The organism is Pseudomonas sp. HP_08, assembly GCF_055284095.1.
This window is the reverse complement of sequence record NZ_JBTOQC010000006.1, coordinates 118,525-133,557: the sequence shown is the minus strand read 5'-3', so window position 1 is coordinate 133,557 and position 15,033 is coordinate 118,525. Positions and strand designations below refer to the sequence as shown.

The 15,033-nt window shown below is 61.6% G+C and carries 13 protein-coding genes; 9 read left to right on the top strand and 4 right to left on the bottom strand.

Annotation, left to right across the window (positions count from 1 at the left end; genetic code table 11):
• Window positions 1-3: 3 nt before the first annotated feature.
• The gene (locus ACYAS9_RS07575) at window positions 4-1,326 is read right to left on the bottom strand and encodes an LLM class flavin-dependent oxidoreductase (RefSeq protein ID WP_463567697.1); all 1,323 of its coding nucleotides are present in this window, start codon (window positions 1,324-1,326) and stop codon (window positions 4-6) included.
• A gap of 1 nt (window position 1,327) precedes the next feature.
• Complete coding sequence (locus tag ACYAS9_RS07570) at window positions 1,328-3,598, bottom strand: TonB-dependent receptor (RefSeq protein WP_463567696.1); 2,271 nt, start codon at window positions 3,596-3,598, stop codon at window positions 1,328-1,330.
• Between the two features lie 225 nt (window positions 3,599-3,823).
• Between ACYAS9_RS07570 and ACYAS9_RS07565 the strand changes: the two genes are divergently transcribed.
• Both ACYAS9_RS07565 and ACYAS9_RS07560 read left to right on the top strand, forming a co-directional pair.
• Window positions 3,824-4,870, top strand: coding sequence for a LacI family DNA-binding transcriptional regulator (locus tag ACYAS9_RS07565; RefSeq protein ID WP_463567695.1), 1,047 nt, complete (start codon window positions 3,824-3,826; stop codon window positions 4,868-4,870).
• A 45-nt stretch (window positions 4,871-4,915) separates the two neighbouring features.
• Entirely contained in the window at window positions 4,916-5,653 is a 738-nt protein-coding gene (locus tag ACYAS9_RS07560) for an SDR family oxidoreductase (RefSeq protein ID WP_463567694.1), read from the top strand.
• A gap of 120 nt (window positions 5,654-5,773) precedes the next feature.
• Here the strand turns inward: ACYAS9_RS07560 and betT are convergent, their stop codons facing one another.
• A complete protein-coding gene (gene betT / locus ACYAS9_RS07555) occupies window positions 5,774-7,729 on the bottom strand; it encodes a choline transporter BetT (protein ID WP_459742688.1) in 1,956 nt (651 codons plus the stop codon).
• 277 nt (window positions 7,730-8,006) lie between these two features.
• Window positions 8,007-8,960 (bottom strand): serine O-acetyltransferase EpsC, encoded by a 954-nt coding sequence (epsC, locus tag ACYAS9_RS07550; RefSeq protein ID WP_463567693.1) that lies wholly within the window; start codon window positions 8,958-8,960, stop codon window positions 8,007-8,009.
• A gap of 200 nt (window positions 8,961-9,160) precedes the next feature.
• On the opposite strand from epsC, the gene ACYAS9_RS07545 reads away from it, so the two are divergent.
• The 7 genes from ACYAS9_RS07545 (at window position 9,161) to ACYAS9_RS07515 (ending at window position 15,025) form a co-directional block, all read left to right on the top strand.
• The gene (locus tag ACYAS9_RS07545) at window positions 9,161-10,159 is read left to right on the top strand and encodes a D-cysteine desulfhydrase (protein ID WP_463567692.1); all 999 of its coding nucleotides are present in this window, start codon (window positions 9,161-9,163) and stop codon (window positions 10,157-10,159) included.
• Window positions 10,160-10,364: 205 nt separating this feature from the next.
• Window positions 10,365-11,162 (top strand): cystine ABC transporter substrate-binding protein, encoded by a 798-nt coding sequence (gene tcyJ / locus ACYAS9_RS07540; RefSeq protein ID WP_463567691.1) that lies wholly within the window; start codon window positions 10,365-10,367, stop codon window positions 11,160-11,162.
• On the top strand, window positions 11,159-11,827 hold the full coding sequence (gene tcyL / locus ACYAS9_RS07535) for a cystine ABC transporter permease (RefSeq protein WP_463567690.1): 669 nt from the start codon (window positions 11,159-11,161) through the stop codon (window positions 11,825-11,827). Before tcyJ ends, tcyL begins: the two co-directional genes overlap by 4 nt.
• 3 nt (window positions 11,828-11,830) lie before the next feature.
• Window positions 11,831-12,574, top strand: coding sequence for an L-cystine ABC transporter ATP-binding protein TcyN (gene tcyN, locus ACYAS9_RS07530; RefSeq protein ID WP_463567689.1), 744 nt, complete (start codon window positions 11,831-11,833; stop codon window positions 12,572-12,574).
• Between the two features lie 306 nt (window positions 12,575-12,880).
• The gene (locus ACYAS9_RS07525) at window positions 12,881-13,606 is read left to right on the top strand and encodes a hypothetical protein (protein WP_463567688.1); all 726 of its coding nucleotides are present in this window, start codon (window positions 12,881-12,883) and stop codon (window positions 13,604-13,606) included.
• Between the two features lie 178 nt (window positions 13,607-13,784).
• Window positions 13,785-14,243, top strand: a complete 459-nt coding sequence (locus ACYAS9_RS07520) for an REP-associated tyrosine transposase (RefSeq protein ID WP_463567687.1) — start codon at window positions 13,785-13,787, stop codon at window positions 14,241-14,243.
• A gap of 155 nt (window positions 14,244-14,398) precedes the next feature.
• A complete protein-coding gene (locus ACYAS9_RS07515; RefSeq protein ID WP_463567686.1) occupies window positions 14,399-15,025 on the top strand; it encodes a class I SAM-dependent DNA methyltransferase in 627 nt (208 codons plus the stop codon).
• The last annotated feature ends 8 nt before the right edge of the window (window positions 15,026-15,033 follow it).

Genomic DNA, 15,033 nt, shown 5'->3' with positions numbered 1-15,033 from the left:
ACGTCATTCAAATGTGTTGGCGGGGCGTTGCAACCCGAGGTTGTCACGCAACGTGCTGCCTTCGTACTCGGTGCGGAACAAACCGCGCCGTTGCAGTTCAGGCACCAGCAGGCGCGCCACGTCTTCAAGCCCGCCGGGCAAATGCGGCACCAGCACATTGAAGCCGTCGGCGGCGCCCTGCTCGAACCAGTTCTGCAGCTCGTCGGCAATCTGCTCAGGCGTGCCGATCAGGCTGTAATGCCCGCGTCCGCCAGCGATGCGGCGGCCCAGCTGGGCCAGGTTGAGGTTTTCCCGCGCCGCCAGTTCGGTCAGCAATACCTGACGGCTGCGCTGGCCGCTGTCGGTCAATGGCAGTTCGGGCAACGGCCCGTCCAGCGGATAGCCCGACAGGTCGAAGTTGCCCAGCATGCGGCCCAGCAACGCCACACCGACGTGCGGCTCGACCAGGTCCTGGAACGATTCGAACTTCTCTTTGGCCAGGGCCTCGGTTTCAGCCACCACGATCAGCACGCCGGGCATGATTTTCAGCGATTCGGGGCTGCGGCCATACGCGGCCAGCCGACCCTTGAGGTCCGCATAAAACGCCTGCGCGCTGGCCAACGAGGTTTGCGCGGTAAACACCACTTCGGCGGTACGCGCCGCCAGATCACGGCCTACCTCGGAAGAGCCGGCTTGCACCACCACCGGCTGGCCCTGCGGCGAGCGCGCCACGTTGAGCGGGCCCTTGACCTGGAAGTGTTCGCCCTGATGGTCGAGCACATGCACTTTGGCCGGGTCGTAGTACTGACCGCTGGCCTTGTCGCGGGTAAAGGCATCGTCTGCCCAGCTGTCCCACAGGCCGGTCACCACCTGATGAAATTCACGCGCCCGGCTGTAGCGCTCGGCATGGCCGACATGTTCGTCGAGGCCGAAATTCTGCGCCTCGGCAGCCGCATCCGAGGTCACCAGGTTCCAGCCTGCCCGCCCGCCGGACAAGTGATCGAGCGAGGCGAACTTGCGCGCCACATGGTACGGCTCGTTGTAGGTGGTGGTCGCCGTGGCGATCAGGCCGATGTGCTCGGTGACCGCGCTCAGCGCCGACAACAGGGTCAGCGGCTCGAAGTGATCGGAGCGCGCCATGCGGCTGGCAATATCACCGGTCGCGGCGGCCACGCTGTCGGCCACGAACAGCGCGTCGAAACGCGCCGCCTCCGCCACCTGGGCCAGGTGCTTGTAGTGCTTGAAATCCAGGCCGGCATCAGCCGGTACTTCCGGGTGGCGCCAGGCAGCAACGTGGTGCCCGGTGGCCATCAGGAATGCGCCCAGTTTCAGTTGACGCTTGCTCATGTCAGAAATCCTTACGCAACTGCACACCGAAATAACGCTCATCGTCACGCGGTACGGCGCGGTAGATGTAGTTGCCGCCGGTGGCGAGCATTGGCGAGTACGACTTGTCGGCCAGGTTCTTGCCCAGCAAGGCTACACGCCAGCCGGCGTTGTAGTCAGCCAGGGCGATGCTGGCGTTCCAGATGCCGTAGGCGCCCTGTTTGGTGTCGACGTTCTGGCTGATGTCGTACTGCACCTCGCTCTGCCAGCTGTAGTCGCTGCTCAGCTCGATATCCAGGCCGTTGTCCAGCGGGATGCTGTAGTCGGCACGCACATAGCTTTTCCAGTCCGGGCTGTACGGCAGGGTCTTGCCGTCGACGTTGCACGACGCGGCAGCACCGGCCGGGCAGGCGAAGCTGTCGATGCGCGCCTTGGTGTAGGCCAGTGCGCCGGAAACCTTGAGTTGCGGAGTCACTTGCAGCGCGTAGTCGAGTTCGACACCTTCGGTTTTCACGCTACCGGCGTTGATCAGCCGGGTCACGACCTGGCCGGCAACGCTGTCGAAAAAGTTCGCTTGATAGTTGTCGTAGTCGCTGTGGAACACCGCCAGGTTGGTGGTCAGGCGGTTGTTCCAGGCGCTGGCCTTGATGCCGACTTCCCAGGTGTTGGAGGTCTCAGGCTTGAGCGCATCGGTGTCGCGCGGCTGCATGTTGAAGAACACGTTGTAGGCCGGGCCCTTGTAGCCGCGCGAGTAGGTCACGTAGCTGGTCACCGTGTCGCTGAGGTCGTATTGCAGGCCCAGGCGGCCGGACTTGCCGTCTTCGTCCACCGAGCCTGAGCTGCTGGTCGCCGGCTGGATACCGCTGACCGTGACCGCCGAGGTCGAGACGCGGCGGTGATCGTATTCGAGCTTGTCATGGGTCCAGCGCAAACCTGCGATGGCCCGCAGATCCGGGGTCAGGTTGAAGGTGCTTTCGCCGAACACCGAGTAGCTCTCGCTGGTGGTGCTGTAGTCGGCGATGCCACGGTCCTGGGAGGTCGTGGTGATCAACGTGCGCTGGTAGGTTTCGTCGCTCTTGCCATGCATGTAGAACAGCCCGCCGACGTACTCGACAAAGCCGCCCTTGGGCGAGGCCAGGCGCAGTTCCTGCGAGTACTGGTTGTAGTCCAGGTCGCCCTTGTCTTCGGTACCGGCAAACGCCGGGCTGATGGTGCTCAGGCGGTCGCCGTCCTGGTACTGGGTGTTGTCCCAGCCACGCCAGGCGGTGATCGAGGTCAGGGTGAAGTCGCCCAGTTGCCAGTCCAGCTGGCCAGATAACCCCTTGTTCACATCGTCGACATGGCTGCGGTAATCGCTGACCACATCGCGGTTGTCGCTGCTGGCATTCACCGGTGCCAGGGCGCTGGCGAACGCAGGCGTCAGGCTCTTGCTGACCACGCCGTTGGGTGCGTCGTCATGGGACTGCATGTAGTCGGCGGCCAGGGTAAAGGTCACGTCGTCGTTGGGGGTGAACTCCAGCTTGCCGCGCACGCCCTTGCGGTTGTAGCCGTTGACTTCGTGACCGTTGGCCTTGTTGTCGACGTTGCCGTCGTAGCTGCCGAACAGCGTGGTGATCGAGCCCTTGAGGGTGTCGGGAATCAGCGCGCCGCCGATGCCGAAGCGGGTACGGCTTTCGTTGCCGCTGTACCACGACTGGTCGATGTAGCCGTGGGTTTCTTCGGTCGGCGCCTTGGTCACGATGTTCAGCACGCCGGCCGAGGCGTTCTTGCCGAACAGCGTGCCTTGCGGACCGCGCAGCACTTCGATGCGCTCAAGGTCGAGCAGGTCCAGCGTCGCCTGGCCCGGACGGCCGAGCACCACGCCGTCGATGACCGTCGCCACAGTGGGCTCGACGCCCGGAGAAGTCGAAATGGTGCCGACGCCGCGAATGAACAGCGAGGTGTCCTTGTTGGAGGCGCCGGTACGAAAATTCAGGCTCGGCACTTGCTGCACCAGCGCCGCCACGCCATTGCGGTTATCGCGCTCAAGCTGTTCGCCCTCGACCACCGAGACCGCCACCGGGACTTTTTGCAGCGACTCTTCGCGGCGCGTGGCGGTGACCGTCACGGCATTGAGCACCGGCGCGTCGGAGGCGTTCGGGGCGGTGTCTGCCAGCACGACAGTCGAGGTCAGTGGCAAACTGGCCAGGCCCATCAACAGCCACGCGCAACGACGTGCCCGCGCTGAATGAGCTTGCCCGATGGCCTGTGCCAGAGGAGTGTGTGCGGTGCCGCTGCCAAGTGTCGTGTGCATCTGCGTGCCTGCCTGAAAGTTCTGCGTGAAAGTGCCTGAATTCGTCGATGCCCCACGCATCTTCGGGTTATTGCGGCTAAACGGGCTTCGGCATTCGCAGTGGCGAGTAGCAGACAAACCATGACGTTAGCGCTAACATCGCCAGTATCAGAAAACGGACCATAGAGCGTCCAATACTGAAAAATTACTTTTATATTCTTTTTTCTTTTATGCGAACGATCAGGCATGGCAGAGCTTCCTCCCGCAACACGCAAACGCCGCGGCGCAGGCAGAGTCACACTCAGCGCCGTGGCCAAGCAGGTCGGCGTGTCGTCGATCACCATCTCGCGCTACTTCAACCAGCCTGACCAGGTCTCCCCCGACCTGCGCGAGCGCATCGCGGCGGTGGTCGAAGAACTGGGTTATGTGCCCAATCTGGTGGCCGGCGGGCTGGCCTCGGCGCGCAGCAAAGTGGTGGCCATGGTGATCCCGAACATTTCCGGGCCGATCTTCGCCAACACCATCCAGGGCTTCAGCGACACCCTGAGCCAGCACGGCTTCCAGTTGCTGCTGGCATCCAGTTACTTTTCTGCCGAACAGGAAGAAAGCGCGGTGCGGGCGTTTCTCGGCTGGTCGCCGGCAGCGCTGGTGCTGACCAGCCACTTTCATACCGACGGCACGCAAAAGATGATCGAGCAGGCCGACATGCCGGTGATCGAAACCTGGGATTACCGCCCGGAGCGCAGCCCGATCCAGATCGGTTTTTCCCATTACCAGGTCGGCGTTACTGCAACGCGGCATCTGCATGGCAAGGGCTACCGGCGCATCGCCTTTGTGCAAAACAGCGTGGCCGGCGACTTCAGCGCGCTGGAGCGCCGCGACGGTTATGCCGACACCTTGAAAGCGCTGGGCCTGGAACCATGGGTGTTCGCCCCCGACCTTGGGCTGGCGCCGTTCGAGGCCGGCAAGCAGGCCATGCAACAGCTGATGAACAGCGAGACGCGCCCGGACGCGATCATTTTCGCCAACGACAATCTCGCGGCCGGCGGGCTGCTGGCCGGCCAGCGTGCCGGGCTGTCGATTCCGCAGGATTGCGCGGTGATGGGTTTTGGCGACTATGCCTTCGCCGAAATGCTGCTGCCGAGCCTGAGCACCATCAAGCCGCCAGCGCTGGAGATCGGCGTACTGGCGGCGCAACGGGTGTTGCAGAGTCTTGGGGTGTTGCCGGTAGAGGACGAAATCCAGCGGCTGAACCTGCTCGATTGCCGTTTGATTGAACGGGAAAGCACATAGCGCTCTAAGATGGATGTCTATTCAACGTCTGGAAGGAGATGCCCCATGAGTCGTCCTCGCAAAGTCGCCATCGTCACCGGAGCCTCACGCGGTATCGGCGCACAAATCGCCCGGCGCTTGGCTGCCGACGGGTTTGCCGTGGTGATCAACTACGCCAACAGTGCCGACGAGGCCGATAACCTGGTGGCCGAGCTGATGGCCGAAGGTCGCGACGCGATTGCGATCAAGGCCGATGTCGCCAGCCCCGCCGATGTGCGCCGGCTGTTCGATGCCACCGAACATCATCTGGGCAAGGTCGATGTGCTGGTCAACAACGCCGGCATCCTCAAGACCACGCCACTGGCCGAGACCAGTGACGAACTGTTCGAGCAGACCTTTGCGGTCAATACGCGCGGCGTGTTCAACACCCTGCGCGAAGCCAGCAGTCGCCTGAACGACGGCGGGCGGATCATCAACTTCTCGACCACCGCCCTGGCGCTGAACCTGCCCGGCTACGCCATCTACAACGCCAGCAAGGCCGCCGTCGAAGCCATGACCCCGGTGTTCGCCAAGGAACTGCGCGGGCGCAGCATCACCGTCAACGCCGTGGCGCCAGGGCCGGTGGCCACCGAACTGTTTCTGAATGGCAAGACCGAGGAGCAGATCCAGCACTTCGCCAGCCTGCCACCGCTGCAACGGCTTGGCGAGCCGGAGGATATTGCCAGCGTGGTGGCGTTTCTGGCGGGGCCGGATTCGGGATGGGTGAACGGACAAGTGCTACGCGCCAACGGCGGCCTCGCCTAAATCCACTTTTAAATCCGTAGGAGCGAGCGTAGAGCTCGCGAAAGGGTCAGTCCAGACAACATATCGGCGCCTGACAGGCCGCATTCGCGAGCTCTGCGCTCGCTCCTACAAGGTTTGCTTTTACCGTACCAAGTGCAAGAACTGCATGTGCCGTTCGTACTGGTCGAGCACGTCGTTGATCACTTGCTCCTTGGTGTAGCCGACCAGATCGTAATCCTGGCTGCCTTCGCTCAGGTGCACTTCGGCGCGGTAGTAGCGGCGGTTGTTCAGTTGCTTGGAGCCCATGCCGCCACGCGCGAAGGACGGGGTGAAGAAGCCTTTCATCTGCACCTGATAGATGAACGGGCGCTCTTCGCCGTGGCCGATTTCGAGGGTAACCGAGTCGTTGGCAGGATCAGGCACCTGGCTCACGCTCAGGCCCTTCTCGACGAACACTGCCGTGACCTCGTCGATGGCCGGGCGTACGGTCTGGTCGAGGAAGCGGTACACCTCGTCACGCGACGGGTAATGCACGGCCTGACTCAGGCGCTGGCGCCAGCCGCCACGCCGGGCACCGGAGGCCGGGGCGAGCGAGTACAGCTGCGCAAGCTGGCGCTGCGATTCCATGTAGAACGCCTTGTGCAGCCCCCACATCATCAGCAGCAGGATCAGCGAGAACGGCAGCGAGGTCAGTACCACCGCCGACTTGAGCGCATCGATGCTGCCGGAAAACAGCAGGCCGCTGGTGATCAGCGCGGTGGCCGCGCCCCAGAACACCCGCAGCCATTTCGGACCGTCTTCATCGGCGCTGCCGCCTTTGGCCGACAGGGTCGAAAGCACCACGGTGCCAGAGTCGGCAGAGGTCACGAAGAACACGAAGCTGATGAACACGGTCACGGCGATGACCGTCTTGCTCCACGGGTAGGTTTCCAGCAGCAGGTACAGGGTCATCGACGGGTCGTCGATGGCTGACTGGCCCAGCGCAGTCATGCCGTTTTCCAGCACCTGGTGAATGGCGCTGTTACCGAAGATCGACATCCAGGCCAGGGTGAAACCCAGTGGAATCAGCAGCACACCGAAGACGAATTCACGGATTGTGCGGCCGCGCGAGATGCGGGCGATGAACAGGCCCACGAACGGCGCCCAAGCAATCCACCAGGCCCAATAAAACACGGTCCAGCCGCCCAGCCAGCCATCGACGCTCTTGTAGGCATACACGTCGAAGCTCTTGGTCGGCAGCGCGCCCAGGTAATCGCCGATGTTCTGCACCAGCGTGTTGAGCAGGTGTTGCGTGGGACCGGCGAACAGCACGAACAACAGCAGTGCACAGGCCAGCAGCATGTTGATGTCGGACATGACCCGCACGCCCTTGTCGACTCCGGACACCGCGACCACGATGGCGGCGCCCATCATCAGCGTGATCAGCCCGACCTGTACCCAATGGGTGTGGGCCACGCCGAACAGATAATCCAGGCCGGAATTGAGGTGCAGCACGCCAAAGCCCATGTCGGCGCCCAGGCCGAAAATCGTGGCGATGATGCCGAAGCCGTCGACTGCGTAACCGATCGGGCCATTGATGCGCTTGCCGATCAGCGGGTACAGCGCCGAGCGCAAGGCCAGCGGCAGGTTATGCCGATAGGCAAAGTACGCCAGGGCCATGCCGACAAAAGCGAACACGCCCCAGCCATGCAGGCCCCAGTGCAGAAACAGCAGCTGCATGGCCTGGCGCGCCGCATCCACGGTGCCGGCCTCGCCTTGCGGCGGTTGCAGCATGTGGGTCAGCGGTTCGGACACACAGAAGAAGAACAGCGTGATGCTGATACCGGCGGCAAACAGCATGCCGGCCCAGGACAGGTAGCTGAATTCGGGCTCGTCGTGGTCGGCACCGAGCTTGATCTTGCCGTAGCCAGACAAGGCGGTGACCACCACGAAGACCAGATACAGGGTCATGACCAGCATGTAGTACCAGCCGACCGTGCTGGCCGCCCAGTTTTGGGCCGCCAGCAGCCACTGGCCGCTGGCCTCGGGAAAGCTGATGACGACGATGCCGAAGATCAGGATGAAACTGGCAGCGAAGTAGAAAACCGGCGCATTCATGCGCACCGGGCCGCTTGAGGCGGGATTGAGGGGATTCATACGCGGTACGCCTCCATAGCCTGTAAAACAAGAGCCTGGAAAACAAGGATCAGACGTAAGCAGGACAAGGGCTTTGCCTCCTGTTGGGAGCGGGCAGCGGACCACCGTTCATCATTGATTGAACGTTCAATTTAAACATGAAAAGGCCGGCGATGACGAATCGCAGGCCTTGCTCAAGAGGTCGGAACAGGAGTAGGACGTGTGCGGCGAGTGGATCGTTCCGTGACGGGGTAAGGGTTTATTTCTGCGTGCCGTCGTCGGTTTGCAGCAGATTGGCCTGGGTCAGGTTGCTGCCGGCCGGCACGCTGCGGGTCAGCCAGACGTTACCGCCGATGGTGGTGCCCTTGCCGATGGTGATGCGCCCCAGAATGGTGGCGCCGGCATAGATCACCACGTCGTCCTCGACGATCGGGTGGCGCGCCTGGCCCTTGTGCAGGTTGCCGTTCTCATCGGCCGGGAAACGCTTGGCGCCCAGGGTTACGGCCTGGTAGATGCGCACGCGCTCGCCAATGATCGCGGTTTCGCCGATCACCACGCCGGTCCCGTGGTCGATGAAAAAGCTCGGGCCGATCTGCGCACCGGGGTGCAGGTCGATGCCGGTTTCGGAATGGGCGATTTCAGCGCTGATGCGTGCCAGCAACGGCAATCCTGCGCGGTACAGATGGTGCGCCAGGCGGTGATGGATAATCGCCAGAATGCCCGGATAGCACAGCAGCACTTCATCGACGCTGCGCGCGGCCGGATCGCCCTGATAGGCGGCCAGCACATCGGTGTCCAGCAGCCTGCGGATGCCTGGCAAGGCAATGGCAAAATCCTGAATCAGCTGCAACGCATGCGCGTCGATGCCTTCGATACTCAAGCCCTGCTGCTGCGCCACATAGCGCAGTTCCAGCCGGGCCTGGGCCAGCAAGGCATTGAGGGCGACGTCCAGGGTATGGCCGACGTAGAAATCTTCGCTCTCTTCACGCAGGTCCACCGGGCCCAGGCGCATCGGGAACAGCGCCCCGGTCAGGGCTTCGATGATTTCACTCATGGCCGCGCGCGACGGCAGCTCGCGGCCGCCATGCTCGCCACTGACCCGCCGGTTACGGGTGCGCCAATCGTCACGCGCCTCACGCAACTGACCGACGATACGCTGCAATTGCCAATGGCTGTAGCGGCCATCGGCAGCGCCTGGTGGAATATCGCTCACGCTGAACTCTCCTGAGTCGGTAAAGGGGCGCGATCGCTTGTGTGCGGCCGCCTGCCTTCTACTGTACGGCAAACAATTGTGTTGAAAAAATACCCGTTTTTACCAGCACCGTCACACACAGGTATAAGGCCCCGCAGGTTGCCGTGTCAGAAACCTCTGCCTATAGTCGAGCGATTATCTACAGGAACGCCGTTATTCCCATGCTCAATAAACAGCTTGAACGTTTCCCGCGCCTGGACCTGATCGGCGCCCCTACCCCGCTGGAAAAGCTTGTGCGCCTGTCGGCCTGGGTCGGCCGCGATATCTACATCAAGCGCGATGACACCACCACGCTGGCGCTGGGCGGCAACAAAGTACGCAAGCTTGAATACCTGGCCGCCGATGCCCTGGCACAAGGTGCCGACACGCTGATTACCGCCGGTGCCATCCAGTCCAACCATGTACGCCAGACCGCAGCCCTGGCCGCTCGCCTGGGCCTGGGTTGCGTGGCCCTGCTGGAAAACCCCATCGGCAGCGAAGACCCCAATTACCTGCATAACGGCAACCGGCTGCTGCTGGAGCTGTTCGATGCCAAGGTCGAGCTGGTCGAAAACCTCGACAACGCCGATGAGCTGTTGCAAGCCCTGGCCGCGCGCCTGCACAGCAACGGCAAAAAGCCGTATCTGGTGCCCATCGGTGGTTCCAGCCCGGTCGGCGCGCTGGGCTATGTGCGGGCAGGCCTTGAACTGGCCGACCAGATCGAGCAACTCGGCGAGCCGTTCGCCGCCGTGGTCGTGGCCTCCGGCAGTGCCGGCACCCACAGCGGCCTGGCCCTGGCGCTGGCGGAACGACTGCCGGATCTGCCGCTGATCGGGGTCACCGTTTCGCGCAGCGAAGAGGACCAGTTGCCCAAGGTTCAGGGCCTGGCCGAACGCACCGCACAATTGCTCAATATTTCCTTGCCGGAACGCTTGAAAATCAACCTGTGGGACGAGTACTACGCCCCACGCTACGGCGAACCGAATGCCGGAACGCTGGCGGCAATCCGTCTGGTGGCCAGCCAGGAAGGCCTGTTGCTCGACCCGGTCTACACCGGCAAGGCGATGGCCGGGCTGCTCGACGGCATCGGCCGGCAGCGCTTCGACGATGGCCCGATTGTCTTCGTCCACACCGGCGGAGCCCCGGCCTTGTTTGCTTATCCGGATGTGTTTGCCAGTTGAATAGCGCAGGCCAGAGCGCTCTGCGTTGCTTATTCAATAAGGAAATATGAATCCATTTTTTAGTTATTTTTGTTTATAAAAAACAACTTCTATAGTGCGCACCATACGAACCCGGTGCCGGGTAAATCCTCGTTTTCCCGGCACTTTGTTCGTCAGTGAGAAGTCTGAAATCCTGCTCGACACGTGCATTCATTTAGGGGCTCGCATGAACATTTCCGCTATTCGTCGTACCTTCCTGTTTTCCGCTCTGAGCCTGGCGCTCGGCACGGGCCTGGCCGGGCAAGCTCTGGCCGGCGAACAACTGCAGAAAATCAAGGACAGCGGCACCCTGAGCGTGGGCCTGGAAGGCACTTATCCACCGTTCAGCTTCGTCGACGCCGACGGCAAACTCACCGGTTTCGAGGTCGAGCTGTCTGAAGCACTGGCCAAGGAACTGGGGGTCAAGGCCAAGATCCAGCCGACCAAATGGGACGGCATTCTTGCCGCACTGGAATCGAAGCGTCTGGACGTTGTCGTCAATCAGGTGACCATCTCCGAAGAGCGCAAGAAAAAATACGACTTCTCCAAACCCTACACCGTGTCCGGTATTCAGGCCCTGACCAAGAAGGCGGATGCCGACAAGGTCAAGAGCGCCCAGGACCTGAGCGGCAAGAAAGTCGGTCTGGGCCTGGGGACCAACTACGAGCAATGGCTCAAGGAAAACGTACCGACCGCCATCATCAAGACCTATGACGATGATCCGACCAAGTACCAGGACCTGCGCGTAGGCCGCATCGACGCCATTCTGGTCGACCGTCTGGCGGCGCTGGAACTGGTCGCCAAGACCAAGGACACCCTGGCTGTCGCCGGTGAGCCGTTCTCGCGTCAGGAAGCCGGTATCGCCCTGCGCAAAGGTGAGCCCGAGCTGCTGGAGGCCATCGACAAGGCGCTGGATAAACTGCGCGCCGACGGCACGCTGGCCAAGCTGTCGCAGAAGTACTTTGGCGCCGATGTCACTCAATGATTGAAGAAAGCCTCAACCTCGTCATCGAGTCCGCGCCCTTTCTGCTCAAGGGCGCGTATTACACGGTAGTGCTCAGCCTGGGCGGCATGTTCTTCGGCCTGCTGCTGGGTTTTGCCCTGGCCCTGATGCGCCTGTCGCGGTTGAAGCTGGTGAACTGGACGGCACGTGTCTACGTGTCGTTCTTTCGCGGCACGCCGCTGCTGGTGCAGCTGTTCATGATTTATTACGGCCTGCCGCAACTGGGGATTGAACTCGACCCGCTGCCGGCCGCGCTGATCGGTTTTTCGCTGAACATGGCCGCCTACGCCTGTGAAATCCTGCGTGCCGCCATCGGCTCGGTGGACCGCGGGCAATGGGAAGCCGCTGCCAGCATCGGCATGACCCGCTGGCAGGCCATGCGCCGGGCGATCCTGCCGCAGGCTGCGCGCACGGCGCTGCCGCCGCTGGGCAACAGTTTCATTTCGCTGGTCAAGGACACCGCGCTGGCCGCCACCATTCAGGTGCCGGAGTTGTTCCGCCAGGCGCAGTTGATCACCGCTCGCACCTTCGAGATTTTCACCATGTACCTGGCCGCTGCGCTGATTTACTGGGTCTTGGCCACCGCACTGTCGCACCTGCAAAACCGTCTTGAAGCGCGGGTCAACCGCCATGAACAGGAGTCCTGATGCATGATTGAAATCAAGGGGCTCACCAAACAGTTCAAGGGCAACGAGGTGCTCAAAGGCATCGACCTGCGTGTCGAGGCCGGCGAAGTGGTAGCGATCATCGGCCCCAGCGGCTCGGGCAAAACCACCTTGCTGCGCTGCCTGAACCTGCTTGAAGAACCGTCGGGCGGCACGCTCAAGGTCGGCGATATCCAGATCGACGGCAACCGCCCGCTCAGCCAGCAACAAGGGCTGATCCGTCAGTTGCGCCAGCAAGTGGGTTTTGTGTTCCAGAACTTCAACCTGTTCCCGCACCGCACGGCACTGGAGAACGTCATTGAAGGCCCGGTGGTGGTCAAGAAGGTGCCCAGGGAAAAGGCCATTGCCCTGGCGCGGCAGTTGCTGGCCAAGGTCGGCCTTAGCGGCAAGGAAGACGCTTACCCCAAGCGCCTGTCCGGCGGCCAGCAGCAACGGGTGGCCATTGCCCGCGCGCTGGCGATGGAGCCGCAGGTGATTCTGTTCGATGAGCCAACCTCGGCGCTGGACCCGGAACTGGTGGGCGAAGTACTCAACACCATCCGCGCCCTGGCCGCCGAAAAGCGCACCATGGTCATCGTCACCCACGAGATGAGCTTTGCCCGGGATGTGGCCAATCGGGTGATCTTCATCGACAAAGGCGTCATCGTCGAACAGGGTGAAGCCAAGGCGCTGTTTGCCGACCCCAAGGAAGAACGCACCCGGCAATTTCTGGAACGCAGCCGTTCCTGAACTTTTCACCCGTTGCTCAGTAGGACGGCTGCTTACCGCCCGGTAAACAGCCTCTGCCGACAAGTGTAGGAATCGTCTGATTATCTCGTTTCATACCTTCCCCGCCGGCTTACATGTTGACAGCCCCAACTAAAGTCCATTAGCTCAAAAAATAACAAGTTCGATGCACTCAAAAGCGCTCATTCGAACCTTGTGCCACTTTTCTGCGCACCCTGTTATTGATCAACCGGCGACTAGGCTCGTGACAGGGGCTGGTTCGCCTGTTCCTTTTTAGTTGCACGACTGAAACGAGCGAGTATTTCGGACATGAACCACACCCCTTGCACCAACAGCCTGTTAAAACTGCCGGCCCCGCATATTCCAATGGCCTGTCGTCATGGCATCGGACTGCTGGCGGCGTCGCAACTGACGGTGCAGATCGAGGCCTACGAAGCGATGGACGAAGGCGATTTGATCGAGCTGTTCTGGGACGGTTGCTACGTGGCCTCCACGGTGCTGACGCGTGACGATCTGCAACAGCCGGTTAATCTGCGCGTACCGGAAAGCTTCCTGCAGAACGGCAAGGCCCGCACCTATTACCGGGTAATGAAAATCGGCGCAACGCCCGTGATTTCGTCGTGCCACAAGCTGTGGGTCAAGCTCGATGCACCCGGCGGACAACTGCCTGGCTGTAGCGAGGAAGAAAACCAGGGGCTGGCGCCGCTGTCGCTGCCCGCCTCGGTCGCCCGCCGTGGCGTGACCTCCAGGCATCTGGAAAATGGCCTGCCACTGACCATCGAACCCTACCTGAACATGGCCGCCCACGACGAAATCACCCTGCGCTGGGGCGACCTGCGCCTGGACCTGCCACCGCTGCGTAGCGAAGATGTAGGCGACGCCATCGACCTGATCGTGCCCGCTTCATTTATTCGCGAAGCGATAGAAACCCAGCCGGCGGAAGTGACTTATAGCGTGATTGACCGGGTCTGTAATCACTCTTACTGGGCACCGCCGAGAATAATAAACATCCAACTTCTGGATCCGAAAAGTTGATGAATTCATAAATACCAAAGCATAGCGATACGCCAGTTATTCACACTGTGTGGGAGGCAGCTTGCTGGCGATTTGGCCTGCATGAATGGCATGAAATACTCTGACACCTCCCTGGCCCTGAAAAAGTTTTTCTACGGCTACATTCAAGCCCTCATGATCTCAATTTGAAGGACAAGGAATGTTAGCTCAACCACGATCACATAATTTACGTGCCGGACGATTTTCGGGGGTGGGTCAGGTTTATCTGGTAACGGCCACTACTCGCAACAGAGAGCCTGTCTTTAGCAATTGGGCTATCGGGCGTCTGCTGGTCTTTGAATTGAGGGCGGCTCAGGAGCTGGACTTTGCTCACTCCCTGGCCTGGGTGGTAATGCCCGATCATTTTCATTGGCTGCTTGAAATTCGTAATGGCTCATTGTCGCGAGTCATGCAGAGGGTCAAATCAAAGAGTGCGATTGCGATCAACAAAGCGAACGGGCGCCAAGGTCGGCTTTGGCAGGATGGCTATCACGACAAAGCGGTGCGCCGAGAGCAGGATATTGTCAGGTTCGCTCGCTACGTGGTCGCCAATCCGTTGCGGGCAGGCCTGGTCAATAGCGTGCGTCAGTATTCGCTTTGGGATTGCTGCTGGGTTTAGTGTTCTCAGACATCATGTGCCGCTGCCTGAACGGGCCCTATCGCCAGCAAGCTGCCTCCCACAAGAGTGCCTGCCATCCTGAATGTGCCAGCGTCCAATTGCCCCCGATGCCAGCCGGCGTATATTGGCGGCTCGCCCATGACGGACAGCCGCCTGTGAAACTCGACCCGCCAACCCTCGCCCGCATCACCGATACCACGCTTGCGCATTACAACCAGGTGGCCGACAGCTTTCGCGAGGGCACCCGCGATCATGATGTCAGCCAGAATATCGAAGCGCTGTTGCGCCATATTCAAGGCACCGCGCCTTGGCAGATTCTGGATTTCGGCTGCGGGCCGGGCCGTGATCTGAAGGCCTTCGGTGCCTTGGGGCATGTGGCGGTCGGGCTCGATGGCAGCGCACGCTTTGTCGAGATGGCTCGCGCCGACACCGGCTGCGAGGTCTGGCATCAGGACTTTCTGGCCTTGGACCTGCCAGCGGCGCGCTTCGACGGGATTTTTGCCAACGCCTCACTGTTTCACGTCCCGGCCCAGGAGTTGCCCAGGGTGCTGAAGCAGTTGCAGGCCACCTTGAAGCCTGGCGGCGTGCTGCTCAGCTCCAACCCGCGCGGCGAGAATCAGGAAGGCTGGAACGGCCGGCGCTATGGTTCATACCACGACCTGGACAGCTGGCGCGCACGGATGACCGATGCAGGCTTTGTCGAGCTTGAGCACTATTACCGCCCCGCCGGCCTGCCGCGTGATCAGCAACCCTGGCTGGTGAGTGTGTGGCGCCGGCGTTGAATCATCCG

Bases quoted from the DNA above. Each gene is read 5' to 3' on its own strand.
- ACYAS9_RS07575 (WP_463567697.1), bottom strand. From the start codon at position 1,326: ATGAGCAAGCGTCAACTGAAACTGGGCGCATTCCTGATGGCCACCGGG.
- ACYAS9_RS07570 (WP_463567696.1), bottom strand. From the start codon at position 3,598: ATGCACACGACACTTGGCAGCGGCACCGCACACACTCCTCTGGCACAG.
- ACYAS9_RS07565 (WP_463567695.1), top strand. From the start codon at position 3,824: ATGGCAGAGCTTCCTCCCGCAACACGCAAACGCCGCGGCGCAGGCAGA.
- ACYAS9_RS07560 (WP_463567694.1), top strand. From the start codon at position 4,916: ATGAGTCGTCCTCGCAAAGTCGCCATCGTCACCGGAGCCTCACGCGGT.
- betT (WP_459742688.1), bottom strand. From the start codon at position 7,729: ATGAATGCGCCGGTTTTCTACTTCGCTGCCAGTTTCATCCTGATCTTC.
- ACYAS9_RS07545 (WP_463567692.1), top strand. From the start codon at position 9,161: ATGCTCAATAAACAGCTTGAACGTTTCCCGCGCCTGGACCTGATCGGC.
- tcyJ (WP_463567691.1), top strand. From the start codon at position 10,365: ATGAACATTTCCGCTATTCGTCGTACCTTCCTGTTTTCCGCTCTGAGC.
- tcyL (WP_463567690.1), top strand. From the start codon at position 11,159: ATGATTGAAGAAAGCCTCAACCTCGTCATCGAGTCCGCGCCCTTTCTG.
- tcyN (WP_463567689.1), top strand. From the start codon at position 11,831: ATGATTGAAATCAAGGGGCTCACCAAACAGTTCAAGGGCAACGAGGTG.
- ACYAS9_RS07525 (WP_463567688.1), top strand. From the start codon at position 12,881: ATGAACCACACCCCTTGCACCAACAGCCTGTTAAAACTGCCGGCCCCG.
- ACYAS9_RS07520 (WP_463567687.1), top strand. From the start codon at position 13,785: ATGTTAGCTCAACCACGATCACATAATTTACGTGCCGGACGATTTTCG.